Raw genomic sequence first — 23,196 nt, 5'->3', positions numbered from 1 at the left:
TCTCCGATTATCTGGCGCCCGCGAACGGGCATAAAGCTCGCGCACCGCACAAGTGCGGCGTCTTAAACGGGGTATCTATCGGGGAGAATAGAGTTCGTCCAGCGCTCTTAAACGCGCAATACGCCGCATCTAAGCATTCATGTCACGGTGAAAGGGCAAAATTTCAATCTCAAATGCAGATTTTAACCCTCAGAGCGGCGAATTGCGCCAGGCAGATGGGACGTGATTCGACATCGACCCGCGCTGGTAGATCCCCAAATTGAAATCTCCTCACCCTATGCGAACGCCGCCGATTTCACGTGCAGCTCTACCTTAAGAACACTGTATTCCTTCTATTTTAGCGCGATACGATTTCTCTTAAATTATTAATATAAAATAGATATTTCAAACACGTGATTATCTACCAGAATTCGATTGCACTCTAAACGGGAATGCGTGAAAGGCCACAGGCGCAATATTCCCAGCCGGAGATGTTCAATGCTCAAGATAGCAGCAACCGTAGTTTTTGTTTCGTTTCTGACTTCAGTACAGGCGATCGCAGCCGGCGATCCGGCGAAAGGCGAACAGCTCTATAACAGATGCTCTTCGTGCCATGCGATCATCAAAAATGGCGAGGTTCTGGTCAAAGGCGGCATCACCGGGCCGAATCTCTTTGGCGTAGTTGGCCGCACCGCCGGAACTGAGAACGATTATCTTTATGGAAGTGAACGTTTGCCCATCGGGATGTTCACCGACGACATGATCCGCGCCGGGCAAGAAGGGCTTGTGTGGACTGAAGAAAACATCGCCGCCTATTCTCGGGATCCGATCGGGTTCATCAAGGAATATCTGGGTGATGACACCGCCCGCCCGAACATGAGCGTCAAGCTGAAAAAAGGCGCAGATGACATCGCTGCTTATCTCGCCACATTCAGCGCTCAATGAATGGAAGGCGAGAACGCGTGCCTCAGGCCTTGCGCATCAACGAGGCCAAGCGCGCCACCTCGCTGCCAAGTCCTGCTGAGTGCACGTGATCAGCCGCGCGATGTCGCGCCTCATCGGGCTTGTTCTGATTCAGCTTCCAAGTGCCGTCGATATCCGAGATCATGAGTCGGCAGGGAACGATCATGCGCATCATTCTATCCAGCGCGTCTGGTGTCATCTTAGACGCCAACCATGGCGGCTTTGGCAGCAGGCGATTTTCAAAGTCTGCCGCCTGCCGGTCGAGCAGATTTCGCAGGTCGTCCGTTGGCCGCATCTCAAGCACTCCAGTCAGATGCACCGCTACATAGTTCCAGGTCGGCACCTGATCATCGACTTCGTACCAGTCAGGCGAGATATACCCATCCGGCCCCAACACAGCGATCTTCGCAGGTTGCGGCTGTTTCAGCGCCCTAACAATCGGATTTGACCGGACCAGATGCAGGTCAGCCGATGAAGCATCCTCGTTCAGAAGAAAGGGAACGTGGCTTAACAACGGTACACCCGATGTCGACACCGCCAGAACACCAAAGGCGCGGTCACGCGCAAACTCGATGTGACGCTCGCGCGTCTCGGCGCGAAAGGTGGGATTGGGATGCATATTCGTCCTCCTGCCAATTTCTCTTGCAGAAGCGATATCTCCTTGGCAAGGTCCCACTCGTTCTCAGGGCGGGGCGAAATTCCCCACCGGCGGTATGCGGGCATGACCCGTAAGCCCGCGAGCGGCCCCGGTCTCCGGGGTGTCAGCAGATCTGGTGAGAAGCCAGAGCCGACGGTTACAGTCCGGATGAAAGAGAACGTGCAGCACGCCGGTAATGCGGTGTGCCTGCTCGTGATCGCCTTGGGTGACGTGTCTGTTACGAAAGGAGATCATGATGACACACACCCGCTATGCTTTTGTCAAAGCCAACTGGCATTCAGATATCGTGGATCGCGCGCTGGATGGGTTTCTCGAACTAATTCCAGCCGATCAGGTTGATGTATTCGACGTTCCGGGCGCTTTCGAGATGCCCCTGCTGGCCCGTGACCTGGCGCAAACGGGGCGCTACGCCGCCGTAGCCTGCGCTGCCTTTGTAGTGGATGGCGGCATCTACCGGCATGACTTCGTCGCACAAGCGGTTGTCGATGGCTTGATGCGGGCCGGGCTCGATTCAGGTGTTCCGGTCCTGTCGGTCTCGCTGACACCGCATCAGTATCAGGAAACGGATCACCACAACGCCATCTATCGCGCGCATTTCATCGAGAAAGGGCGCGAGGCAGCTCATGCAGCGCTCAAGATCAACGCAACCCGCGCCGCGGTGGCTCAAGCCGCCTGATTTATTCCAATCGCGCCGCCCACAGGGCGGCGCTTGCTTCTCTGCAAATGCAAATCCGCTTGAGGACCAAGGCACTCCCCGCTAATCACATCGCTCAAAGGAGCATGCCCCATGTCGATGAACAGTTTTGGCCACCTCTTCCGCGTTACCACCTGGGGTGAAAGCCACGGGCCCGCTTTGGGTGCGACCATAGATGGCTGCCCTCCGGGCGTCACGATCGATGAAGGCATGATCCAGCATTGGCTGGACAAGCGCAAACCAGGTCAGAACAAATTCACCACACAGCGGCGCGAACCCGATCAGGTCAAAATCCTGTCTGGTGTTTTCGAAGGCCAGACCACAGGCACACCGGTGCAGTTGATGATCGAGAACACCGATCAGCGCTCGAAAGACTACGGCGACATCATGGACAAGTTTCGTCCGGGACACGCCGACATCACATATTGGCAGAAGTACGGGATCCGTGACTATCGCGGCGGCGGGCGCAGTTCGGCGAGGGAAACGGCATCACGTGTGGCGGCCGGAGGACTCGCGCGTGAGGCTATCAAACAGATCGCTCCGAATGTTCAAATCACCGGTTATATGACCCAGATCGGTCCGCACAAGATCGACCGTGCCAATTTCGACTGGTCGCAGATCGAACAGAATCCATTCTGGACGCCCGACGCCAAAGCAGCCGAAGATTGGGCCGTTTATCTGGACGACCTGCGCAAATCCGGCAACTCGGTCGGCGCAGTGGTCGAAGTGGTCGCGCGCGGCGTTCCGGCGGGGCTCGGCGCGCCGGTTTATGCCAAGTTAGACACTGATCTGGCTGCAGCCATGATGTCGATAAACGCCGTTAAAGGGGTTGAAATCGGTGAAGGCATGAGCGCCGCCGAACTGACTGGCGAGGCCAACGCCGACGAGATATTCATGGGACAGGACGGCCCTCAATACAGCTCGAACCACGCTGGCGGTATTCTGGGCGGCATTTCGACCGGCCAGGATCTTGTGGTGCGCTTTGCGGTCAAGCCGACCTCGTCCATTTTGACCACCCGCAAGACCATCACCAAATCCGGCGAAGAGACCAAGATCATTACCAAAGGCCGCCACGACCCCTGCGTCGGCATCCGCGCCGTTCCGGTAGGTGAGGCAATGATGGCTTGCGTGATCCTCGATCACCTGCTCCTGCATCGTGGTCAAATCGGCGAGAACCGTGGACGGATTGGCTGATCTGCGCGCTTCGCTGCGCGCTGTCGTCAGGCAACGGATGCAGACGGATCCGGCGCATGATCTGGCGCACCTGGATCGGGTTTGGGTTAATGCGCAGGCGATTGCGGATGATGAAACCAACCCGCGTGTCTTGCTGGCGGCGTGTTATCTGCATGATCTGATCAACCTGTCAAAAGATGACCCGGATCGGCATCTGGCCTCGATGCGATCCGCCGCTGAATCAGAGCCTATTCTTGAAGAATTCGGCTATTCCACCACTGAAATTGGAGCCGTGCAGCACGCGATTGCCGCCCATAGCTTTTCGGCTAACATCCCGCCCGAAACACCCGAGGCGCGAATACTACGGGATGCCGATCGTCTGGATGCGTTGGGTGCTATCGGTATTGCCCGCAACTTTTCAGTCTCGGGCGCCCTGGGACGCACCCTTTATGACCCGTCAGATCCGTTTGCCGAAAACCGTTTACCTAATGACCTGATTTTTTCAATCGATCACTGGCAAATAAAACTGCTGCGCTTACCCAATGATATGCTGACCGAAAAAGGCAGGGCCATCGCGCAGGACCGAGCCGCGCGGATGATGAGGTTTCTAAAGGACCTGTCAGAGGAAATTGGAGCTCAGCTTCCACTAGACTGGTCCAATCTCTGATACGGCAACTTTGGCCAGTTGATCTTTCCGCCTCAAAGGCGCAGGTTCGCGACCATGGCGAAATCCTTAACATCGCATCGTCCGGCATTGGCCGTGGCGCTCAAGCTCAGTGCGCTCGTGCTGTTCACGACGATGTCTGCATTGGTCAAGGCTTTGTCAGATGATTTCCCGCCGGGAGAGATGGTGTTTTTCCGCTCGCTTTTCGCGATTCCGGTTATCATCGCCTGGCTGGTCTGGCGAGGAGAGCTGGTGCACGGCTTTGTCGTCAAGAAGCCGATGGGCCATTTCTGGCGCGGGGTTCTGGGAACCTCGGCCATGGGACTGACCTTTACTGGTCTTAGCCTGTTGCCGCTGCCCGAGGTAACCGCCATCGGATATGCAACCCCGATCTTCACGCTGATTCTGGCTGCAATCATGTTGGGCGAGCGGATACGAATGATTCGTATCGGGGCCGTCGCGCTTGGCCTCGTCGGCGTTCTGATCATGATCTGGCCCCGGCTGGGTTCAGGCACTGCCGAAACCGCCGCAACAATAGGTGCGCTTTGCGTGCTGGCTGCAACCGTTGCCCGTGCCTTTGTGCAGATACATATTCGACAACTGGTACAGGTGGATCATCCCGCCGCAATCGTGTTCTATTTCTCTCTCACAGCGACCTTGCTTTCGGGTCTCACAGTGTTTTGGGGCTGGGTTATCCCGACATGGGAGCAAGCCGCATTGCTGGTAACAATCGGCCTGATCGGCGGAGTGGCGCAGATTCTGGTGACCTCGTCCTACAAGTTTGGACAAGCGTCAATGCTGGCACCTTATGACTACACCACAATGCTGTTCGCCATTGTCATTGGTTATTTCTGGTTCGATGAGTTGCCAACCCTGGTGATGCTGGGCGGCGCGGCGTTGGTGATTGCAGGCAACGTCGTGGTGATCCTGCGTGAACGACAACTTGGCCTTGATCGGACCAAAGCGCGATCAGCAACGGATCCCAAAGCCTGACTTTACCTTTCGCAATCTTTCCCTAGGTTGGGTCGCGATACACCTATGAGGTTTCCCGATGAGCGACGCACAGAACCACAAAGAAAAGATGCAAGAGGTGCAAGCCAAGCACCGCAAGAAAGTCTCGGAAGCGGTCGATCCCGGCCGGGGACTGGTGCTGATCAATACAGGTAAGGGCAAGGGAAAATCCTCGGCTGCGTTTGGCGTGGTGATCCGGGCATTGGGCTGGGGCCAGAAAGTGGCTGTGGTTCAGTTCATCAAGGGCAAGTGGAAAACCGGTGAGCGCAGGTTCTTTGAGGGACGCGATCTGGTCACCTGGCACACGATGGGCGAAGGGTTCACCTGGGATACGCAGGACCGCGAGCGCGACATCGCGGCAGCGACTTCGGCCTTCAACAAGGCCTGTGATCTGATGAAAAGCGGCGACTACGATCTGGTTGTTCTCGACGAGATCAATATCGCCCTGCGCTACGAATACCTTTCAGTAGACACTGTTATTGAGGGGCTTCAGACCCGATCAGACAAAACCAGCGTGTTCCTGACTGGCCGGGATGCCCCGCAAGCCCTCAGGGACTATGCGGATCTGGTAACCGAGATGACCGAAGAAAAACACCCGTTCCAAGCTGGCATCAAAGCCCAACGTGGTGTGGATTTCTAGGCCCGCGCACCACCCTCATTCAGCGCGCGCATCGAATCGCGCCTGACTGCGTACATCGTTGCGGCTGAGCGTTCTTCGAGCGCCCGGCAGCGCTCGGCGTTGCAGGTCTTGTGATCGAGATAGGCCGCGACTTCTGAGGTTAGCGCGTCGCAATCACACGATGCACAGCAGGGATCGGCCATCAGTTCTTCAAATCGATCACGCAATCGCGGGCTCCTTTGGTCGTTCCCGGGGCGATGGCGGGCCTTCACATCTGCTTTTGCTGAGCCCACAGATCGCCCCGGAACCAGTTGCTTGATGGTGTCATCTGGCGTTGCGTTATATCTGATAGTTTTTGTCGGAAAATTCAAGCCTGAAAACCTGATGCAAAAGGGGCGACCTATTGGGCAAATTTGGCCTTATTAGTGTCTAAAACAAAAAAGGGCCATCCGGATGCCCGCATGGCCCAGCTGATCGCTACGGTTCTGACTCACTTCAAGCAATAGCGCTCTGTTCGGGCGCGCTGAGCGAGATCACTACAACGACTGCGGCCCCGTTCACCCAGTAGAACAACGCATCAAGCCCAGAAAACCCAAACAGGCTGGGTGCCAAAAGGAAGGTGACGCCGACAAGCAAATCAACAGCCAAGTGAAACTTGTATGGCAGAACCCGCCAAATCCCAAGGTGATGATCTGTCAGAACGGTCAGTAAGAATGCTGCAATGCCGGTCACAACGGACAGCCAGAGTGCCAGCGGGTTGGACTGGCCCAACCCCAGTACAAAAGGCAAAATCATCAGCGCAATCGCAACCGGGTAGTCAAGATAGGCATGGACAGAGCGGGTGACAAAACGCAGGGACATGTGAACTTCCTTTCTTCAATCAGTGATGATCAAAGATTAGGGGCACGCGATTGAACGCAACATCTCAGTTCGTTTTGCATTTATTGCAGATCGTTCAATTGATCAGTACGATTAGTGCATCGCACGGTACGCGGCGGGCGACAGTCCGACCTGCTTCTTGAACACGCGTGAAAACGCAGCCTCGGACGCGTATCCCACTTCTGCTGCGGCATCCGCAACGTTCCAGCGATTTTCGGTCAACCCATGGCACGCGATCTGCATCCGCCAGTCCGTCAGGTACTGCATCGGGGTAGTCCCCATCTTTTGTGAGAAAAGCTGCGCAAATGCGGTGCGTGACATTGCTGCTTCTCGCGCGAGCATCGCAACGCTCCACTCCTGCGCCGGAGACTGGTGAAATGCAGTCAGCGCCCGCGAGATGCGCGGATCGGCAAATCCGGCAAGCGCGGCATCATGAGGACTTTGATGTTCAAGGTATGCCCGGATCGCTTGCGCAAACAGCACTTCGGACAGTTTCAGCGCGATCAGGTCACCGCCGATACGAGCACCGGACACTTCAGATCCGATCATGCGCAATGTCGCCTCGATCCAGGCACCCGCTTCTTCACCGTAATTCTCGATCAGTATAAAAGGTGGCAACCGGTCGATCAGCATATGACCGGTTCCGTTTCGCCCGGCTGGCCCGGTGAATGAGAAATGTCCGCAAATCAGTTGCGTATCGCGCTCATCTTCCTCACCGCCATAAACCAGGACACCATCGCCTTTGTAGCCTGACAGCTCTAACACCTGCTCAAGGGGCAAGGCATCATAGGGTTTGACTTCATTACACAGCAGCGCATGCGGCGCACCGTGGGGAATAAGGATCAGATCACCCTGCCGCAACCGCAAGGTCTCGCCGGTTGTTGTCAGGTGCACCTTCAATTCACCGCGTTGCACAAAGTGAAACCGGGCCACGTTCTCGAAGCCCGGCACCTGTATCCCAAACGGCGGAGTAAAGGATGTGCGGAAATAAAATGTGCCACGCAGAGACAGGCGTGTAAGGATATCGCTGAGAAGATCTAACATGAGCCAACAATACGGCTTGGCCCGGCAGCGTCCATACCTTCGAACGATCTGCATGCATATTTGCATGATCTGCAATCAAAACCCCCGCCTGAGCGGGGGTTCAATACGGTGTTAACTTACGCGCGGACCAATTTCTCGTAATCTTCGGCGATTTCGCGGGTCAGATCGCCGACCTCGAAGGTATAATCGCCGATCTGCCCGACAGGTGTAACCTCGGCTGCAGTGCCAGTCAGCCAGCATTGCTCGAAATCGGCCATCTCCTCGGGACGGATCCGACGTTCATGAACAGTGATGCCCTTGTCTTTCAGCATCTGGATCACCGTCTGACGAGTGATGCCGTTGAGGAAGCAATCGGCCAGCGGGGTGTGCACTTCGCCATCCTGAACGAAGAAGACATTTGCCCCCGTCGCCTCGGCGACGTTGCCATTATAATCCATGAACAAAGCGTCCGAGCAGCCTTTGGCCTCAGCTTTGTGTTTGGAAATGGTGCAGATCATGTAAAGACCTGCTGCCTTGGCATGGACTGGAATGGTTTCCGGACTGGGTCGTTTCCACTCGGCGATGTCCAACTTGGCGCCTTGCATCTTAGCGTCACCGTAATAGGCACCCCAAGGCCAAACAGCGATGGCCATCCGAACCGGATTCTTGGCGGACGCCACACCCATATCCTCGCCCGAGCCACGCCAGACCAGCGCACGTACATACGCATCTTGAAGACCACTGGCTTTGAGCGCTTCTTCCTTGGCGGCCTCGATCTCATCGACCGAGTATGGCATCGGCATATCCAGCGCCTCTGCCGACGCGATCAGGCGTTCGGAATGTTCGCGGCTTTTGAAGATCTTGCCGTTGTAAGCGCGCTCACCCTCGAACACCGAAGACGCATAATGCATCGCGTGGGACAGGATGTGCACATTGGCCTCACGCCAGGGCACCAATTCGCCATCCATCCAGATGACACCGTCGCGATCGTCATATCCAGCCATGCGAAACCTCCTGAACCGGTCGATATTTCCGAATGTTGCGCCGTTTAGGTCCGTATCGGACACAATGTTGCGCAAAAACTGCGATTCGATACCTGTGCGCTCTTGGAATGTCAATAAGGCTGACATAAAGTCAGATTATATTGCGAATGAGGCCCAACATGACCGAAATCCGTCCCGCCCCGGTCTTTGGCGGAGAAAGCCTGTTGTTTCTGACAGATGAACAACTGAGGCAGGGCATCGAGGCCATGTTTTTTGCCTATCGCGGCTTTACCGCTGATCCGGACCGTATCCTGACTGAATTGGCCTATGGCCGTGCTCATCATCGGGCCATCCACTTCATCAACCGTGCGCCGGGTACAACCGTCAACAACTTACTGGCCATATTGGGTGTCACGAAACAATCGCTGAATCGCGTCTTGCGCAGCCTGATTGAAGATGGGTTGGTCGAAAGCCGGGTCGGAACAGTGGACAAACGCGAACGCCACCTATTTCTGACGGATAAAGGAAAGGCACTCGAGGCCAAACTATCTGACGCCCAGCGCGCCCGGATGCGTGCGGCCTACAAAGATGCGGGCCCCGAAGCGGTGGCCGGGTTTCGCAAAGTGCTTGAAGCGATGATGGATGCTGATATGCGTCGTGCATATACGAAACTGCGGGATACGACTTCATGAGCGAAATGGACGCCCATCTTCTGATCGTCGACGATGACGAGCGTATTCGTGATTTGCTCAAGAAATTCCTGATGCGCAGCGGTTTTCTTGTAACCGCGGCGCGGGATGCAGCGCACGCACGGCGGGTTTTGTCGGGGCTGGATTTCGATCTGATTGTGCTGGATGTGATGATGCCCGGCGAAGACGGCGTTAGCCTGACCCGATCCCTGCGCGACACCCATTCCACCCCGATCCTGCTGTTGACGGCCAAGGGCGAGACCGAGCATCGGATTGCCGGGCTTGAGGCGGGTGCGGATGACTATCTGGCCAAGCCATTCGAGCCGAAAGAGTTGCTGCTGAGGATCAACGCCATTCTGCGTCGGATGCCAGAGACACCTGCACAGGACACGGCGGCGAAGATTCTACATCTTGGGCCCATTCGCTATGATATCGAACGCGGTGAGATGTGGCAGGGCGAAGACCCGGTGCGCCTAACCGCGACCGAAAGCCAGTTGATGAAAATATTCTCGGCTCAACCCGGCGAACCGATCAGCCGAGCCAAGCTGGTCGAAGATCTGGGGCGTGACAAAGGTCAGGCACAGGAGCGCGCTGTGGACGTACAGATCACCCGCTTGCGTCGGAAGCTTGAGCAAGATCCGAAGCAACCCCGGTATCTGCAGACCGTACGGGGTGCAGGGTATATGTTGGCACCGGATTGATTTTGCCGCTGCGCGGCGATCTTAGGCCTTCGGCGAAGGTATTTTTAGCCAGATGAAGATGGGATCCTGATGAAAACCGCCCTTTTGACCCATGCAGATTGTTTGCACCATGTGACACCTGAGGGACATCCGGAACGGGTGGCGCGGTTAGAGCATATCCTACATGCACTTGAAGGGCTGGATCTTCAGCGTGTGACGGCGCCGTTGGCGGCGGATGATGATCTGCTAAGGGTGCATCCGCAGAACCATATCAGCGATATTCTCGACCACAGGCCCCCGGATGGGTTCAAACAGATTGATGGGGATACGTTCATGTCTCCGGGATCTGTTGATGCAGCCTTTCGTGCGGCGGGTGCCGCCGTGCGGGCCGTTGATATAGTTCTGGCCGGCGAAGCGCCGAACGCGTTTTGCGCTATTCGGCCTCCGGGGCATCATGCCGAGACCGAGACGGCCATGGGGTTCTGCCTGTTTGGGAATGCCGCGCTGGCTGCAAAGCACGCGTTGGATCATCACGGGTTGAACCGCGTGGCAGTGGTGGATTTCGACGTGCATCATGGCAATGGCACGCAAGACCTGCTGTGGGACGAGAAACGCGCTTTGGTGATTACCAGCCAGCAGATGCCCTTATGGCCCGGCTCGGGCCGCCCGGATGAGACCGGTGCTTATGAAACCGTTTTGAACATACCATTGGCTCCGGGCACGGGTGGGGCCGAGATGCGGGCAGCCTATGAAGCGCAAGCCTTTCCGCGTCTGCGGGCGTTTAGGCCGGAACTGATCATTATTTCCGCTGGGTTTGATGCGCATCAGGATGATCCGTTGGCCAATCTCAATTGGTCCACTGGCGATTTCGCCTGGATCACGGCGGAGCTGTGCAAGATTGCCGATGACGTGTGTGATGGCCGTATCGTCTCGACTCTGGAAGGCGGTTATGATCTGAACGCATTGGCCGAGGCGACACGCGCCCATGTGGAAGAACTGATAAAGGCAGCACGATGACCGATACCCCAGTTGAACAAATGACGTTCGAACAAGCGATGAAAGAGCTTGAGGCCGTGGTTGGCCAGTTGGAACGTGGTGATGTGGCGCTGGATCAATCGATTGCGCTGTACGAACGTGGCGCCGCATTGAAGAAGCGCTGCGAGGATGAGCTGAAGCGTGCTGAGGAAAAAGTGGCCGCGATCACTCTGGACGCAGATGGCCAGCCAACCGGGACGACGCCTGTCGAAGGTCAGTAAATGTTTCGTGAAAAGCTGGCACAGGATGCCACGCTGATTCAGAGCCATTTCGATCTGGTTCTGAGCGCGCTGGATGATCTGGATGTGACACGGGCCATGGCCTATGCCACCGAGGGCGGCAAGCGTCTGCGAGGGTTTCTGGTATTGGAAAGCGCGCGGTTGCTTGGCGTCGATACAGCTCGGGCAATCTGGCCAGCGACGGGTATCGAAGCGCTGCATGCATACTCTCTGGTCCATGACGACCTGCCTTGCATGGATGATGACGACCTGAGGCGTGGACGCCCGACGGTGCACGTGAAATGGGATGAGGGCACCGCCGTTCTGGCCGGGGATGCGCTGCAGACACTTGCGTTTGAGCTTTGCACGCGGCCAGAGGTCGGAAATGCTGAAATACGCGCTGAACTGGCTCTAACACTGGCAAAAGCGAGCGGCGCACAGGGTATGGTTCTGGGTCAGGCGCTGGATATCGCCGCTGAGACGGCGGCGGAGCCGCTGACACTGGATGAGATTACACATCTGCAAGCGGGCAAGACCGGTGCGTTGATCGAATGGTCCGCCTGTGCGGGTGCGCGATTGGCGCAGGCCGATCCCACCCAATTGCGCCAATATGCCCAGGCGCTTGGGCTTGCCTTTCAGATCGCGGATGACATTTTGGATGTCGAAGGAGATGCCGAAAAGGCCGGAAAGCGGCTGCAGAAAGACGCCGAGGCGGGCAAAGCGACCTTTGTCTCGCTACTGGGTTTGGACGCCGCCAGATCCCGTGCAATTGAGCTTGTGGAACAGGCTTGTGCTGCGCTGGACGAACATGGCTCCGCTGCAGAAACCTTGAAGCAGGCTGCCCGCTTCGTTATTGCCCGGGACAGCTAAGCCAGGAACACCAAATGTCTGACCGCCCGAATACGCCCTTGTTGGACCTTGTGAGCCGCCCAGCGGATCTGAAGCAGTTTTCAGATGCGCAGTTGCATCAGGTCGCACATGAGTTGCGGGCCGAGACGATTTCAGCAGTTTCGGTGACCGGAGGGCATCTGGGCGCGGGTCTGGGTGTCGTCGAGCTGACCACGGCGCTGCACGCGGTATTCGACACGCCACGAGACAAGATCATCTGGGACGTAGGTCACCAGTGTTATCCGCACAAGATTCTGACAGAACGCCGGGACCGAATTCGCACCCTGCGCACAAAAGACGGCCTAAGCGGATTCACCAAGCGCAGTGAAAGCGCCTATGATCCATTCGGCGCTGCACATTCCAGTACCTCGATCAGTGCCGCGCTAGGCTTTGCTGTCGCGCGTGATCTGGGCGGCGTTACGCCTGAAGGGCTGGGCGATGCGATCGCTGTGATCGGCGATGGCTCTATGTCCGCCGGCATGGCCTTTGAGGCGATGAACAACGCAGGCCACCTGAAGAAACGCTTGATCGTAATTCTCAATGACAATGAGATGAGCATTGCACCGCCGGTGGGTGCCCTATCGAATTATCTATCGCGCATTTATGCCGAAGAACCATTTCACGATCTGAAAGCTGCTGCCAAAGGTGCGGTGTCGTTGCTGCCGGAACCCTTCCGCGAAGGGGCAAAGCGCGCCAAGGATATGCTGAAGGGCATGGCCATGGGCGGGACGCTATTTGAAGAGCTCGGCTTTTCCTATCTTGGCCCGATCGACGGGCATGATCTGGACCAGTTGCTGCCGGTTCTGCGTGCGGTCAAGGCGAAGGCAAGCGGACCGATCCTGATCCATGTGTTGACCAAGAAAGGCAAGGGGTATGCCCCCGCCGAACAGGCCCGCGACAAGGGTCACGCGACCGCCAAGTTCGATGTGGTGACGGGCGAGCAGAAAAAGGCGCCTTCGAACGCGCCTTCCTATACCTCGGTCTTTGGCAAGACACTGGTCGATGAAGCAGCGCGGGATGACAAGATCGTCGCGGTTACAGCCGCGATGCCGGACGGTACCGGGCTGAACCTGTTTGCCGAGCGCTATCCGTCGCGCTGTTTCGACGTAGCGATTGCCGAACAGCATGGCGTGACCTTCTCGGCTGCGTTGGCCGCCGGGGGGATGAAGCCTTTCTGTGCGATGTATTCAACCTTCCTGCAGCGTGGCTATGATCAGGTTGTGCATGATGTGGCGATCCAACGCCTGCCGGTGCGATTTGCCATCGACCGTGCGGGTCTGGTTGGGGCAGACGGTGCGACCCATGCGGGGTCGTTTGATATTGCTTACATGGCCAACCTTCCGGGTATGGTTGTCATGGCGGCTGCAGATGAGGCCGAATTGATGCACATGGTCGCCACTGCGGTGGCACATGACGATGGCCCGATCGCTTTCCGGTATCCTCGCGGCGAAGGAGCGGGCGTTGATCTGCCCGAGCGCGGAGAAGTATTGGAGATCGGCAAGGGCCGGTTGATCCAGAAAGGTGCCCGAGTGGCGCTGCTGTCTTTCGGTACGCGGCTGGCCGAGGTGCAGAAAGCGGCAGAGGCGCTGTCGGCGCGCGGGATCAAGCCCACCATCGCCGATGCACGCTTTGCCAAACCGCTGGATCGGGACCTGATCCTTGATCTGGCTGCCAATCACGAGGCACTGATCACCATCGAGGAAGGGGCCATCGGCGGCTTTGGCAGCCATGTTGCGCAATTGCTTGCGGATGAGGGCGTGTTTGACGAAGGGTTGAAGTATCGCTCGATGGTGCTGCCGGATATCTTCATCGATCAGGCGAGCCCGGCGGATATGTACGCCGTCGCAGGAATGAACGCAGAACAGATCGAGGCAAAGGTGCTTTCGGTTCTTGGCGTTGCTACAATCGGTGAGAAACGCGCCTGATATTCGGGTGTTGCCGCCCCTGGATGCTGAAAAAATAAGCAGTTCAAAAATGATCTAGGTCAATTCCTTACACGCTGTGCTACGCTAACACCCGAGTCAGGCAGGCCAACCCCTGTCGATCACTCAAAGGTCGCGAGCGAATGAACAAGCTAGCCAGCCGACGCGCATTCCTGAAAGGGAAAGTGCTGCGCGAGGATACATCAGCCATCCACCCACCGGGTGCGGTGAACGAGTTTCTTGAGCTTTGCACCCAATGCGACGAATGCCGCGAGGCCTGCCCTGAAGATATCATCCGTTTCGACACGCAAGGCTGGCCTGTTGTGCAATTGGATGCAGGCCCCTGCACTTTTTGCGGTGATTGCGCCAACGCTTGCCCGACCGGGGCGCTGAATCCTGAACACGTGGCCGATTGGCCTTGGCGCGCTGCGGTGTCGGCCTCTTGCCTGTCGATGAATGGTGTCAGCTGTCGGGTCTGTCAGGATGTCTGCGACCACAATGCGATCCGCTTTCGGCTGCAAACCGGTGGTCGTGCTGAACCCCAACTCGACACCGATATTTGTACCGGCTGTGGCGCTTGTGCCAGCGCCTGCCCTGCCGGTTCTGTCAGCTTTGAACGCCACACCCCGCCCACTCAGGAGGTAGCCTTATGAATATCTGTGGATGCCTCGTCCATGTAACCCCCGAAACCACGCAGAGTGCACAGGCCGCGATTGCAGGTACAAACGGGGCAGAAGTTCACGCGGCATCCGAGGATGGCCGCATTGTTGTTGTGGTCGAGGATACGCCGGAAAAAATGGCGTCTGAGACGATCATGGATCTGCATCAGATCCCGGGTGTGATCTCTCTGACCCTGACCTACCACCATTTCGAAGACCTCGCGGAGACCCGTCCGCACCTTAACGCTTCTCGCCAGATCTAAAGCCGGAGACCCATGTCATGACCATCTCTGAATCCCGCCGGACCTTTTTGAAATCAACCGCCGCCGCTGCGACAGCATCAGCCGCAGGACTTCCCCTTGCGACCGGACAAGCCAGCGCTCAGGTCGGCAACCCTGATATCCGTTGGGACAAAGCCGCCTGCCGGTTCTGCGGCACCGGATGCTCGGTTCTGGTTGGCACCAAAGACGGGCGCGTGGTCGCCACGCAAGGCGATCCGGATGCGCCGGTGAACCGCGGTCTGAACTGTATCAAGGGCTATTTCCTGTCCAAGATCATGTACGGCAAAGACCGCCTGACCACGCCGATGCTGCGCAAAACCAACGGCGAATATGACAAGAATGGTGAGTTCGAACCCGTCAGCTGGGACGAAGCCTTCGACGTCATGGCTGCCAAGTGGAAAGAGGCCCTTGCCAAGAAAGGCCCGACCAGCGTTGGCATGTTCGGTTCGGGCCAGTGGACCGTTTGGGAGGGCTACGCTGCTGCCAAACTGATGAAGGCTGGTTTCCGGTCCAACAACATCGACCCGAACGCGCGCCACTGTATGGCCTCGGCGGTTGTCGGCTTCATGCGCACCTTCGGCATTGATGAACCAATGGGCTGCTATGACGATTTTGAACATGCAGACACGTTCGTGCTCTGGGGCTCGAACATGGCCGAGATGCACCCGATTCTGTGGTCACGCCTGACCGACACACGTCTGACCAAACCGGGATCCGAAGTGCATGTACTGTCGACCTATGAACACCGCTCGTTCGAGTTGGCCGACAATGGAATGGTCTTTGCGCCGCAGACCGATCTGGCGATCCTGAACTATATCGCCAACTACATTATCCAGAACGGCGCGGTGAACGAAGAGTTCGTCAACAAACACGTCAACATCACCAAGACCGCCACCGATATTGGCTATGGACTGCGCGATAACAACCCGCTGCAGGAAGAGGCAGAGAATCCAAACTCTGGCAAGATGGAGCCTATCAGCTTCGAAGAATATGCCGAAGCGGTATCGGAATACACGCTGGAATACACATCGGAACTCTCCGGTGTTCCTGCCGCTCAGCTTGAGCGTCTGGCCCAGCAATATGCCGACCCCAACCGCAAAGTGATGAGTCTGTGGACCATGGGCTTCAACCAGCACACTCGCGGATCGTGGGTGAACTCGCTGATGTACAATGTGCACCTGCTGGTGGGTAAGATTTCCGAACCCGGAAACTCGCCCTTCTCGCTCACCGGTCAACCTTCGGCCTGTGGTACGGCACGTGAGGTCGGAACCTTCGCTCACCGTCTGCCAGCTGATATGGTTGTTGCAAACGACAAACACCGCGAGATTTGCGAGACCGCGTGGAAAATTCCTGCGGGCACCATCCCACCCAAACCCGGGTTCCACGCCGTTTTGCAGCACCGCAAGCTGAAGGACGGCGATCTGAATGCCTATTGGGTGCAGTGCACCAACAACATGCAGGCCGCGCCCAATATCAACGAAGAAGGCTATCCCGGCTATCGCAACCCGGAGAACTTCATTGCCGTCTCCGATCCTTATCCTACTGTAACAGCCCTGTCGGCTGACCTGATCCTGCCTACCGCCATGTGGGTCGAGAAGGAAGGCGCCTATGGCAACGCCGAGCGTCGCACCCAATTCTGGCGGCAACAGGTCAAAGCTCCGGGCGAAGCGAAATCCGATCTGTGGCAGTTGATGGAGTTCTCCAAACGCTTCACCGTTGAAGAGGTTTGGGGCGAGGAACTGCTGGCCACCATGCCAGAACATCGTGGTAAGACCATGTATGACGTGCTGTTCGCCAATGGCACGATCGACAAGTTCCCGCTGTCAGAGACCGCAGAAGGATTCGACAACGACGAGTCCGAGCACTTTGGCTACTACGTGCAAAAGGGCCTGTTCGAGGAATATGCCGAGTTTGGGCGCGGCCACGCGCACGATCTGGCCCCATTCGAAACCTACCACCAGGCGCGTGGCCTGCGCTGGCCAGTCGTGGATGGCAAGGAAACACTGTACCGCTTCCGAGAAGGCTATGATCCGTATGTGCCTGAAGGCGAAGACGTGAAATTCTATGGTCATAAGGACGGCAAGGCCAAGATCATCTTCGCGCCATACGAACCCGCCCCCGAGGTACCGGATGAGGAATTCAACCTGTGGCTCTGCACAGGGCGTGTGCTGGAACATTGGCATTCAGGTTCGATGACCCGCCGCGTGCCCGAACTGCACCGCTCCTATCCCGCCGCCGTTGTCTATATGCACCCGGATGATGCGCGCGACCGCGGTCTGCGCCGCGGGCAGGAGATCGTTCTTTCCACCCGCCGCGGCGAAGTTAACAGCCGGGTCGAAACCCGAGGCCGGAACAAAGTGCCGCGTGGCCTGGTGTTCATGCCATGGTTCGACGAAGGCCAGTTGACAAACAAGCTGACTTTGGACGCGACCTGCCCGCTCTCGAAAGAGACCGACTTCAAGAAATGCGCCTGTAAGGTCGAGCGCGCGTAAAAGGCTGGCAAGGCAAAGGTCGTCCCCATGTCTCGTGTTGGCACTCCCCTTTCGCCGCAGCGGCGCCGGTTCCTGCAGGACTCGGCGCGCGCAGCGGGCGGCTGCGTAGCAGCCGGTTCCTTGCTGGCCTGGCTGGCGCGGGACGCACGGGCGTTGCCGGCCGAGGCATTGCGCCCCCCCGGTGCCTTGCCGGAAAAAGACTTTCTGTCAGCCTGCATCCGCTGTGGTCTGTGCGTACGAGAGTGTCCCTATGACACGCTGAAACTGGCCGAGCTGGGTGTCGATGCGGTGGCCACCGGCACGCCGTATTTCACCGCCCGTGATATCCCTTGCGAAATGTGTGACGACATCCCCTGCGTCGCTGCCTGCCCGACCGGGGCGCTGGACCCCGGACTGGACAATATCGACGACGCCAAGATGGGTGTCGCCGTTCTGGTCGATCAGGAAAACTGCCTGAACTTCTTCGGCCTGCGCTGCGATGTCTGTTACCGCGTCTGCCCCGTCATCGACGAGGCCATTACGCTGGAGACCGAACACAACGCCCGCTCGGGCAGTCATGCAATCTTCATTCCAACCGTTCACGCCGATCATTGCACCGGCTGCGGCGTTTGCGAGAAAAGCTGCGTTCTGCCCGAAGCGGCGATCAAAGTTCTTCCCGCCCGATTGGCTCGGGGCAGCAGCGCCGATCACTACCGCAAGGGCTGGGAAGAGAAAGAAGCCAAAGGCGCGCCCGTCGTCGAAGGTATCATCGATTTGCCTGATCGCCTGCCGGGGCCGGGCACCGATAACCTTGTCGCACCGGGCGGGTTTGAGCCCAGCTTCAAATTGCCGGAGTTCACTCAATGACCGTCCGCACAAACATGCCGCTGGGGCATGAAGCTATCGCCGCCAAAGGTTGGCTGAGTGCCCATAAATACCTGCTGCTGCGCCGCGCCAGCCAGGTGTTCTTCCTGGTACTGTTCCTGTTGGGCCCGTGGTTCGGCCTCTGGATCGTGCAGGGCACTCTGGCCGGGTCGCTGACCCTAGGCGTACTGCCCCTGACCGATCCGTTCGTCTTGCTGCAAAGTCTGATCGCAGGGCACTGGCCCGAGCTGACCGCCGCCATTGGTGCCGTCATCGTTCTGGCGACCTACGCGTTGGTCGGAGGCCGCGTCTATTGCTCGTGGGTCTGCCCGATCAACCCTGTAACCGACGGCGCGCACTGGCTGCACCGCAAGCTGGGCCTGCAAAAAGGCTGGCAGCCCAAACGCGGAACGCGGCTGTGGATCATGGCCACCGTGCTGGTCGTGTCCGGCCTGACCGGCGCAATTGCATGGGAACTGGTCAACCCGATCACCATGCTGCATCGCGGACTGATCTTTGGCATGGGCTTCGTCTGGACGATGGTCGCCGCGATTTTCCTGTTTGACTTGCTTGTCTCGCGCCATGGATGGTGCGGCCATGTCTGCCCCGTAGGCGCATTCTACGGACTGGTGGGCAGCAAGACGATGCTGCGGGTCAGCGCCGCCAATCGCAACGCCTGTGACGATTGCATGGACTGCTACGCGGTTTGCCCGGAAAACCATGTGATCTCTCCGGCGCTGAAAGGCAAAGACAACCCGCTGATCCTGTCGCCCGACTGCACCAATTGCGGACGCTGCATCGATGTCTGCGCTGAAGACGTTTTCAAATTCACCCATCGGTTCGACGCCCTGACCGTCGCGCCACCGGAATCAACCGCCGCGCCCCAGCCGCGCGCCTCAAGACCTTTTTGAAGGAGTGAGAAGATGAAAAAGCCGATCCTAGTGGGCCTTGCCCTGATCCCGCCGCTGCTCCTCGGTGGCCTGGCCCTCGCGCAGTCTGCCGGAGTTAACAGCCTACGCGGTGCCGAAGTCGATGAGCCCGCCGTCCTGGATCAGGTGCATCGGACAGTCGAAGGCCGAATGCAGCGTAATTATCGCCAGCAGCCGCCGCTGATCCCACATTCGATCGAACAGTACCAGATCGACCTGCGCACCAATCAGTGCCTCTCCTGCCATGACTGGACCAAGGCTGGTGAACGCAACGCTCCGACGTTGTCGATGACTCACTATCTGGACCGCGAAGGGCGAGAGTTGGATCAGATCGCCGGCACACGGTATTTCTGCAATCAGTGCCACGTACCACAGGCCGATGCGCTGCCTCTGGTCGATAACACTTTTGAACCTTCCTCCGGAAACTGAACACAGGTCGAAAAGGAGAGCGCGACATGTCCGACTCCCAAGAAAAACAAGGACTCATCCGGCGCCTCTGGACCTGGTTCTGGAGCCCGATCGCCGTCCTCAGTGTCGGCTTTACACTACTGGCCGGGTTTCTGGCAGGCATCCTGTTCTGGGGTGGGTTCCACTGGGCACTGGAATTGACCAACACGGAAGAGTTCTGCGTATCCTGCCACACGATGGAAACCAATCTGGGCGAATATCGGGAAACGGTCCATTACAATAACGATTCCGGCGTGCGGGCCATCTGTTCCGATTGCCACGTTCCGGACGAGTGGAACCACAAGATCAAGGCCAAGATCATGGCCGTGAAGGACGTCTACCACGAACTGGCAGGCACCATCAGCACGAAAGAGAAGTATGAGGACCATCGTCTTTCCATGGCGTCGGCCGTATGGAAGAAGATGAAGGAATCCGACAGCCGGGAATGCCGCAACTGCCACAACTTTGACTATATGGACTTCACCCTTCAGGAAACCCGCGCAGCCAGCGAACACCAGCGCGCAATCGACACCGGCATGACCTGCATCGATTGCCACCAGGGCATCGCACACAGTCTCCCACCCAACTATTTGGAAACGTATGAGAAGATTGCGAAAGAGGTAGATGGTGAGGTTCTGCAGGAACACGCTGCAGCATCAGGGGACGACATCCGCGCGTTCCTGAACAAAAGCTCGGAACAAGGTGGGGACTGAGATGTTAGAGATACTTGGAACCATCGGCGGTAACGTACTGGGTCTGCCCGGCATTCTGGGTCTGGCACTGGGAATGATGACGCGCCAATACTGGTTGGGCGCACTGATGGGTGGATTGGTTGGCCTGATCGCACCTCTGCTCTTTGCCGGTTGGCAGATTTCCCACGTTGGAACGATAGCGCTGCTGATCGCAATTATCGTTGGTCTCTGCGCCGGAAGTCTGGGCACCGCCATTCGCCGCAAGGGCGCAACCGTCTGAAGTGGTTGGTCGGGCCCGGCGGCAATTCCGGGGTCACCGCCCCCAGTTTTCCGCCGGATCGCTTTCCGCATAGTCCCGCAAACGCGCGATATCCGAGATTTCGGCGTGGTTGCGGTTGATCTTCACACCCACCGCCTTGAGCCGCGAAAACGCCCGGCTCAGGCTTTCCGGCTTCATCCCCAGACGGCCTGCGATGAGCATCTTGTCGTAGGGCAGCAAAACCTCGCATCCGCCTTTGTCGCTGTCGCAGAGATTCAACAAAAACTCGGCCACGCGTTGCGCTCCGGTCTGAGCCTTGAGTTGCTCTAGCTGCGCCACCAACGAGTGAAGATGGGTAAAGGTCGCGGCCAGAATAGAAATACCGATCTCAGGGTCCTCTCTCATCAATGAGATCAGGATCGGACTGGGGATATGCATGACATCACAGGCCGATACGGCCTCGGCGGATACAGGATAGGGAACGTTACGCAGAGCTACGGCCTCACCAAAGCTGTCACCACGTTTGAAGACGCTCACGACGGCTTCGGCCCCGGTGGGGGTCATGCGGAACAGCTTGACCCAACCCTCAAGCACGACGTGGATGGCCTGCGCTTTTTCCTCCTGCAGGAATATTGTCTCACCACGGTCATACTGACGCCAGATCGCGTGGCTCAGCAGTGTTTCCACATGCTGTTCCGGTAAACTGCGCAGCAGCAGCGACTGACGTGCGATCGCTTTTTGTGCTTCGTGAGACAAGAGAATACCCCTGTTATTTCCTGCCGGCGCATGGGCGCGGTCGGTCCATCCCTGTTCCACGCTATGCCAGAGCCGGCAGTTGTGCACCATAGTTTTATGTTGCCTAAACTTGACTATTGTCATGTTGCGGCTTGGTTCGCTGCCCTATTCTCGGCTCAAAGCCAGTATTCCGGGGAGCACGTAACATGGACTACGAGCGTTATTTCAGTCAAAGCCTCAGTGACCTTCGGGATGAAGGGAACTATCGTGTTTTCATAGACTTGCAACGTCGCTGTGGTTCTTTCCCGAACGCGTGTCAGACGGATGGATCTGTCCAGCGAAATGTGCGGATCTGGTGTTCGAATGACTATCTTGGCATGGGTCAGCACCCATCAGTTATCGATGCAATGCATGACGCATTGGATCGCTGTGGCGCGGGGGCCGGGGGCACGCGAAACATATCAGGCACCACTCACGACCACGTGCTGCTTGAGGCCGAACTGGCCGATCTGCATGGAAAGGAAGCCGCGCTTCTGTTTACTTCCGGGTATGTTTCGAATTGGGCAGCCCTTGGCACTCTCGCCGCGAAAATCCCCGGCCTGATCGTATTCTCTGATGCACTGAACCATGCCTCGATGATCGAAGGCATCCGCCACTCGCGGGCGCAGAAGGTGATCTGGAAACACAACGATTTGGATGACCTTGAAGCCAAACTGGCCGCAGCTGATCCCGATGCGCCGAAGATGATCGCGTTCGAGTCGGTCTATTCGATGGATGGTGACATCGCCCCCATCAAAGAGATTTGCGATCTCGCCGACAAATACGGCGCGATGACCTATCTGGATGAGGTTCATGCCGTTGGCCTCTATGGGCCACGCGGCGGTGGTATCGCTGAACGAGAAGGCCTTATGGATCGCCTGACGGTGATCGAAGGCACGCTTGGTAAAGCGTTCGGTGTGGTGGGCGGGTATATTGCTGCCTCGGCTGCGCTGTGCGATTTCGTGCGCAGCTTCGCCAGCGGGTTTATTTTTACCACCGCCCTGCCACCATCGATCGCGGCCGGGGCCGCGGCCTCGATCCGGCATTTGAAACAATCGAATGCTGAGCGCGACCTGCAGAAAGCCCGTGTATCGCAGGTTCGGGCTCGTTTGGATGCGGAAGGTATTCCTCATATTCCTAACCCCAGCCACATCATCCCGGTGATGGTTGGCGATCCGGTGAAGTGCAAGTTTATCTCGGACACGCTGCTGGAAGAGTTCGGCATCTACATTCAGCCGATCAATTATCCCACCGTACCAAAAGGGACCGAGCGTCTGCGGATCACGCCGTCTCCGGTACATACGGATGAGGATATCGAGCATCTGGTTGGCGCGCTGTCCACACTCTGGCAACGCTGTCAGATTGCGCGCATGCCGATGGCAGCCCAGTAACCAAGAAGCGCCCCCTAGCGTAAAACTTCGCCGTCTCCCCGGAGGCGGCGTTTTTTTGAGTCAGATCAGGTAGAGGGCAAAGACAATGATGGCAAAGCCCGTCAGCACCATGGTGAAACCTCGCAGCCAGGCCGGGCTGTTTACGAGATCAAGATAACAAGCCAGGATAACGCGACATTTCGCCAATGCGAGGACCAGAATACACCCCGCCAGAACGGCTGGCGGGATGGGCAGCACAGTCAACAGTGCTGATGCGACGCTGAGCACCAAAAGGGTCAGCCATGCACGTGTGAGCGAACTATGGAGCGCCCTTCGCCAGTATTTGGGAAAAGATGGTGCTGCAGGCATCGG

General features: G+C 57.6%; 28 protein-coding genes and 1 riboswitch. Of the genes, 21 read left to right on the top strand and 7 right to left on the bottom strand.

Annotated features, from left to right (window positions below; translation table 11 throughout):
- Positions 1 to 477 precede the first annotated feature (477 nt).
- Positions 478 to 924, top strand: coding sequence for a c-type cytochrome (locus ACRZ96_RS17115; RefSeq protein ID WP_480707433.1), 447 nt, complete (start codon positions 478 to 480; stop codon positions 922 to 924).
- A gap of 22 nt (positions 925 to 946) precedes the next feature.
- Here the strand turns inward: ACRZ96_RS17115 and ACRZ96_RS17110 are convergent, their stop codons facing one another.
- Positions 947 to 1,561 carry an FMN-binding negative transcriptional regulator gene (locus ACRZ96_RS17110; RefSeq protein ID WP_480707434.1) on the bottom strand — a complete coding sequence of 205 codons (615 nt, stop codon included), beginning with the start codon at positions 1,559 to 1,561 and terminating at the stop codon, positions 947 to 949.
- A gap of 55 nt (positions 1,562 to 1,616) precedes the next feature.
- Positions 1,617 to 1,763: riboswitch (FMN riboswitch) on the top strand.
- Between the two features lie 72 nt (positions 1,764 to 1,835).
- On the opposite strand from ACRZ96_RS17110, the gene ACRZ96_RS17105 reads away from it, so the two are divergent.
- From ACRZ96_RS17105 to cobO, 5 genes are all read left to right on the top strand, one after another.
- Positions 1,836 to 2,276, top strand: a complete 441-nt coding sequence (locus ACRZ96_RS17105) for a 6,7-dimethyl-8-ribityllumazine synthase (protein WP_480707435.1) — start codon at positions 1,836 to 1,838, stop codon at positions 2,274 to 2,276.
- Positions 2,277 to 2,387: 111 nt separating this feature from the next.
- A complete protein-coding gene (gene aroC, locus ACRZ96_RS17100) occupies positions 2,388 to 3,488 on the top strand; it encodes a chorismate synthase (protein WP_480707436.1) in 1,101 nt (366 codons plus the stop codon).
- Positions 3,472 to 4,134, top strand: a complete 663-nt coding sequence (locus tag ACRZ96_RS17095; RefSeq protein WP_170613152.1) for an HD domain-containing protein — start codon at positions 3,472 to 3,474, stop codon at positions 4,132 to 4,134. The genes aroC and ACRZ96_RS17095 overlap by 17 nt, the downstream gene beginning before the upstream one ends.
- 54 nt (positions 4,135 to 4,188) lie before the next feature.
- On the top strand, positions 4,189 to 5,124 hold the full coding sequence (locus tag ACRZ96_RS17090; protein WP_170398226.1) for a DMT family transporter: 936 nt from the start codon (positions 4,189 to 4,191) through the stop codon (positions 5,122 to 5,124).
- Positions 5,125 to 5,182: 58 nt separating this feature from the next.
- The gene (gene cobO, locus ACRZ96_RS17085; protein WP_170625409.1) at positions 5,183 to 5,782 is read left to right on the top strand and encodes a cob(I)yrinic acid a,c-diamide adenosyltransferase; all 600 of its coding nucleotides are present in this window, start codon (positions 5,183 to 5,185) and stop codon (positions 5,780 to 5,782) included.
- Here cobO and ACRZ96_RS17080 read toward each other — a convergent pair.
- The 4 genes from ACRZ96_RS17080 to ACRZ96_RS17065 form a co-directional block, all read right to left on the bottom strand.
- Positions 5,779 to 5,988 carry a hypothetical protein gene (locus ACRZ96_RS17080; protein ID WP_170398221.1) on the bottom strand — a complete coding sequence of 70 codons (210 nt, stop codon included), beginning with the start codon at positions 5,986 to 5,988 and terminating at the stop codon, positions 5,779 to 5,781. The two genes, cobO and ACRZ96_RS17080, sit on opposite strands and share 4 nt — an antisense overlap.
- 268 nt (positions 5,989 to 6,256) lie before the next feature.
- Positions 6,257 to 6,622 (bottom strand): SPW repeat domain-containing protein, encoded by a 366-nt coding sequence (locus ACRZ96_RS17075; RefSeq protein WP_480707437.1) that lies wholly within the window; start codon positions 6,620 to 6,622, stop codon positions 6,257 to 6,259.
- 111 nt (positions 6,623 to 6,733) lie between these two features.
- Complete coding sequence (locus ACRZ96_RS17070) at positions 6,734 to 7,684, bottom strand: AraC family transcriptional regulator (protein ID WP_480707438.1); 951 nt, start codon at positions 7,682 to 7,684, stop codon at positions 6,734 to 6,736.
- 116 nt (positions 7,685 to 7,800) lie between these two features.
- Positions 7,801 to 8,667 carry a branched-chain amino acid aminotransferase gene (locus ACRZ96_RS17065; RefSeq protein WP_170566675.1) on the bottom strand — a complete coding sequence of 289 codons (867 nt, stop codon included), beginning with the start codon at positions 8,665 to 8,667 and terminating at the stop codon, positions 7,801 to 7,803.
- A 158-nt stretch (positions 8,668 to 8,825) separates the two neighbouring features.
- On the opposite strand from ACRZ96_RS17065, the gene ACRZ96_RS17060 reads away from it, so the two are divergent.
- The 14 genes from ACRZ96_RS17060 to ACRZ96_RS16995 all read left to right on the top strand — a co-directional run bounded on the left by ACRZ96_RS17060 (position 8,826) and on the right by ACRZ96_RS16995 (position 20,701).
- Complete coding sequence (locus tag ACRZ96_RS17060) at positions 8,826 to 9,338, top strand: MarR family winged helix-turn-helix transcriptional regulator (protein ID WP_480707439.1); 513 nt, start codon at positions 8,826 to 8,828, stop codon at positions 9,336 to 9,338.
- Positions 9,335 to 10,036 (top strand): response regulator, encoded by a 702-nt coding sequence (locus ACRZ96_RS17055; RefSeq protein WP_170513633.1) that lies wholly within the window; start codon positions 9,335 to 9,337, stop codon positions 10,034 to 10,036. Before ACRZ96_RS17060 ends, ACRZ96_RS17055 begins: the two co-directional genes overlap by 4 nt.
- A 69-nt stretch (positions 10,037 to 10,105) precedes the next feature.
- Complete coding sequence (locus ACRZ96_RS17050; RefSeq protein WP_480707440.1) at positions 10,106 to 11,032, top strand: histone deacetylase family protein; 927 nt, start codon at positions 10,106 to 10,108, stop codon at positions 11,030 to 11,032.
- A complete protein-coding gene (locus tag ACRZ96_RS17045; protein ID WP_010443127.1) occupies positions 11,029 to 11,271 on the top strand; it encodes an exodeoxyribonuclease VII small subunit in 243 nt (80 codons plus the stop codon). Before ACRZ96_RS17050 ends, ACRZ96_RS17045 begins: the two co-directional genes overlap by 4 nt.
- A complete protein-coding gene (locus ACRZ96_RS17040; RefSeq protein WP_170466527.1) occupies positions 11,272 to 12,138 on the top strand; it encodes a polyprenyl synthetase family protein in 867 nt (288 codons plus the stop codon).
- A 14-nt stretch (positions 12,139 to 12,152) separates the two neighbouring features.
- Positions 12,153 to 14,081 carry a 1-deoxy-D-xylulose-5-phosphate synthase gene (dxs, locus tag ACRZ96_RS17035; RefSeq protein ID WP_170819095.1) on the top strand — a complete coding sequence of 643 codons (1,929 nt, stop codon included), beginning with the start codon at positions 12,153 to 12,155 and terminating at the stop codon, positions 14,079 to 14,081.
- A 140-nt stretch (positions 14,082 to 14,221) separates the two neighbouring features.
- The gene (gene napF, locus ACRZ96_RS17030) at positions 14,222 to 14,731 is read left to right on the top strand and encodes a ferredoxin-type protein NapF (RefSeq protein ID WP_170466521.1); all 510 of its coding nucleotides are present in this window, start codon (positions 14,222 to 14,224) and stop codon (positions 14,729 to 14,731) included.
- Positions 14,728 to 15,000, top strand: coding sequence for a chaperone NapD (locus tag ACRZ96_RS17025; protein ID WP_170425561.1), 273 nt, complete (start codon positions 14,728 to 14,730; stop codon positions 14,998 to 15,000). Before napF ends, ACRZ96_RS17025 begins: the two co-directional genes overlap by 4 nt.
- Before the next feature lie 17 nt (positions 15,001 to 15,017).
- Positions 15,018 to 17,510: a nitrate reductase catalytic subunit NapA gene (gene napA, locus ACRZ96_RS17020; protein WP_170625402.1), complete on the top strand. Its 2,493-nt coding sequence runs from the start codon at positions 15,018 to 15,020 to the stop codon at positions 17,508 to 17,510.
- Positions 17,511 to 17,537: 27 nt separating this feature from the next.
- Positions 17,538 to 18,356, top strand: coding sequence for a ferredoxin-type protein NapG (gene napG / locus ACRZ96_RS17015; protein ID WP_480707442.1), 819 nt, complete (start codon positions 17,538 to 17,540; stop codon positions 18,354 to 18,356).
- Positions 18,353 to 19,264, top strand: a complete 912-nt coding sequence (napH, locus tag ACRZ96_RS17010; protein WP_480707443.1) for a quinol dehydrogenase ferredoxin subunit NapH — start codon at positions 18,353 to 18,355, stop codon at positions 19,262 to 19,264. Before napG ends, napH begins: the two co-directional genes overlap by 4 nt.
- 12 nt (positions 19,265 to 19,276) lie before the next feature.
- Entirely contained in the window at positions 19,277 to 19,711 is a 435-nt protein-coding gene (locus ACRZ96_RS17005; RefSeq protein ID WP_170398181.1) for a nitrate reductase cytochrome c-type subunit, read from the top strand.
- Between the two features lie 26 nt (positions 19,712 to 19,737).
- Positions 19,738 to 20,442, top strand: coding sequence for a NapC/NirT family cytochrome c (locus ACRZ96_RS17000; protein ID WP_170398176.1), 705 nt, complete (start codon positions 19,738 to 19,740; stop codon positions 20,440 to 20,442).
- Between the two features lies 1 nt (position 20,443).
- The gene (locus tag ACRZ96_RS16995; protein WP_170408114.1) at positions 20,444 to 20,701 is read left to right on the top strand and encodes a hypothetical protein; all 258 of its coding nucleotides are present in this window, start codon (positions 20,444 to 20,446) and stop codon (positions 20,699 to 20,701) included.
- Positions 20,702 to 20,734: 33 nt separating this feature from the next.
- Here ACRZ96_RS16995 and ACRZ96_RS16990 read toward each other — a convergent pair whose 3' ends face one another.
- Positions 20,735 to 21,436 (bottom strand): Crp/Fnr family transcriptional regulator, encoded by a 702-nt coding sequence (locus ACRZ96_RS16990; protein WP_170648312.1) that lies wholly within the window; start codon positions 21,434 to 21,436, stop codon positions 20,735 to 20,737.
- Positions 21,437 to 21,621: 185 nt separating this feature from the next.
- On the opposite strand from ACRZ96_RS16990, the gene hemA reads away from it, so the two are divergent.
- Positions 21,622 to 22,845 carry a 5-aminolevulinate synthase gene (hemA, locus tag ACRZ96_RS16985; protein ID WP_480707444.1) on the top strand — a complete coding sequence of 408 codons (1,224 nt, stop codon included), beginning with the start codon at positions 21,622 to 21,624 and terminating at the stop codon, positions 22,843 to 22,845.
- 60 nt (positions 22,846 to 22,905) lie between these two features.
- On the opposite strand, the gene ACRZ96_RS16980 is transcribed toward hemA, so the two are convergent.
- Entirely contained in the window at positions 22,906 to 23,193 is a 288-nt protein-coding gene (locus ACRZ96_RS16980; protein WP_480707445.1) for a cytochrome C oxidase subunit IV family protein, read from the bottom strand.
- Between the last annotated feature and the right edge of the window lie 3 nt (positions 23,194 to 23,196).

The sequence above is a fragment of the Ruegeria sp. CF1 genome, from assembly GCF_056537445.1.
The sequence above is the reverse complement of the archived record's forward strand: the minus strand, read 5'-3'. Positions and strand labels throughout refer to the sequence as shown.

Excerpts from the sequence above, each read along its gene's own strand:
- ACRZ96_RS17115 (WP_480707433.1), top strand. The coding sequence starts at position 478 with ATGCTCAAGATAGCAGCAACCGTAGTTTTTGTTTCGTTTCTGACTTCA.
- ACRZ96_RS17110 (WP_480707434.1), bottom strand. The coding sequence starts at position 1,561 with ATGCATCCCAATCCCACCTTTCGCGCCGAGACGCGCGAGCGTCACATC.
- ACRZ96_RS17105 (WP_480707435.1), top strand. The coding sequence starts at position 1,836 with ATGACACACACCCGCTATGCTTTTGTCAAAGCCAACTGGCATTCAGAT.
- aroC (WP_480707436.1), top strand. The coding sequence starts at position 2,388 with ATGTCGATGAACAGTTTTGGCCACCTCTTCCGCGTTACCACCTGGGGT.
- ACRZ96_RS17090 (WP_170398226.1), top strand. The coding sequence starts at position 4,189 with ATGGCGAAATCCTTAACATCGCATCGTCCGGCATTGGCCGTGGCGCTC.
- cobO (WP_170625409.1), top strand. The coding sequence starts at position 5,183 with ATGAGCGACGCACAGAACCACAAAGAAAAGATGCAAGAGGTGCAAGCC.
- ACRZ96_RS17075 (WP_480707437.1), bottom strand. The coding sequence starts at position 6,622 with ATGTCCCTGCGTTTTGTCACCCGCTCTGTCCATGCCTATCTTGACTAC.
- ACRZ96_RS17070 (WP_480707438.1), bottom strand. The coding sequence starts at position 7,684 with ATGTTAGATCTTCTCAGCGATATCCTTACACGCCTGTCTCTGCGTGGC.
- ACRZ96_RS17065 (WP_170566675.1), bottom strand. The coding sequence starts at position 8,667 with ATGGCTGGATATGACGATCGCGACGGTGTCATCTGGATGGATGGCGAA.
- ACRZ96_RS17060 (WP_480707439.1), top strand. The coding sequence starts at position 8,826 with ATGACCGAAATCCGTCCCGCCCCGGTCTTTGGCGGAGAAAGCCTGTTG.
- ACRZ96_RS17055 (WP_170513633.1), top strand. The coding sequence starts at position 9,335 with ATGAGCGAAATGGACGCCCATCTTCTGATCGTCGACGATGACGAGCGT.
- ACRZ96_RS17050 (WP_480707440.1), top strand. The coding sequence starts at position 10,106 with ATGAAAACCGCCCTTTTGACCCATGCAGATTGTTTGCACCATGTGACA.
- ACRZ96_RS17045 (WP_010443127.1), top strand. The coding sequence starts at position 11,029 with ATGACCGATACCCCAGTTGAACAAATGACGTTCGAACAAGCGATGAAA.
- ACRZ96_RS17040 (WP_170466527.1), top strand. The coding sequence starts at position 11,272 with ATGTTTCGTGAAAAGCTGGCACAGGATGCCACGCTGATTCAGAGCCAT.
- dxs (WP_170819095.1), top strand. The coding sequence starts at position 12,153 with ATGTCTGACCGCCCGAATACGCCCTTGTTGGACCTTGTGAGCCGCCCA.
- napF (WP_170466521.1), top strand. The coding sequence starts at position 14,222 with ATGAACAAGCTAGCCAGCCGACGCGCATTCCTGAAAGGGAAAGTGCTG.
- ACRZ96_RS17025 (WP_170425561.1), top strand. The coding sequence starts at position 14,728 with ATGAATATCTGTGGATGCCTCGTCCATGTAACCCCCGAAACCACGCAG.
- napA (WP_170625402.1), top strand. The coding sequence starts at position 15,018 with ATGACCATCTCTGAATCCCGCCGGACCTTTTTGAAATCAACCGCCGCC.
- napG (WP_480707442.1), top strand. The coding sequence starts at position 17,538 with ATGTCTCGTGTTGGCACTCCCCTTTCGCCGCAGCGGCGCCGGTTCCTG.
- napH (WP_480707443.1), top strand. The coding sequence starts at position 18,353 with ATGACCGTCCGCACAAACATGCCGCTGGGGCATGAAGCTATCGCCGCC.
- ACRZ96_RS17005 (WP_170398181.1), top strand. The coding sequence starts at position 19,277 with ATGAAAAAGCCGATCCTAGTGGGCCTTGCCCTGATCCCGCCGCTGCTC.
- ACRZ96_RS17000 (WP_170398176.1), top strand. The coding sequence starts at position 19,738 with ATGTCCGACTCCCAAGAAAAACAAGGACTCATCCGGCGCCTCTGGACC.
- ACRZ96_RS16995 (WP_170408114.1), top strand. The coding sequence starts at position 20,444 with ATGTTAGAGATACTTGGAACCATCGGCGGTAACGTACTGGGTCTGCCC.
- hemA (WP_480707444.1), top strand. The coding sequence starts at position 21,622 with ATGGACTACGAGCGTTATTTCAGTCAAAGCCTCAGTGACCTTCGGGAT.
- ACRZ96_RS16980 (WP_480707445.1), bottom strand. The coding sequence starts at position 23,193 with ATGCCTGCAGCACCATCTTTTCCCAAATACTGGCGAAGGGCGCTCCAT.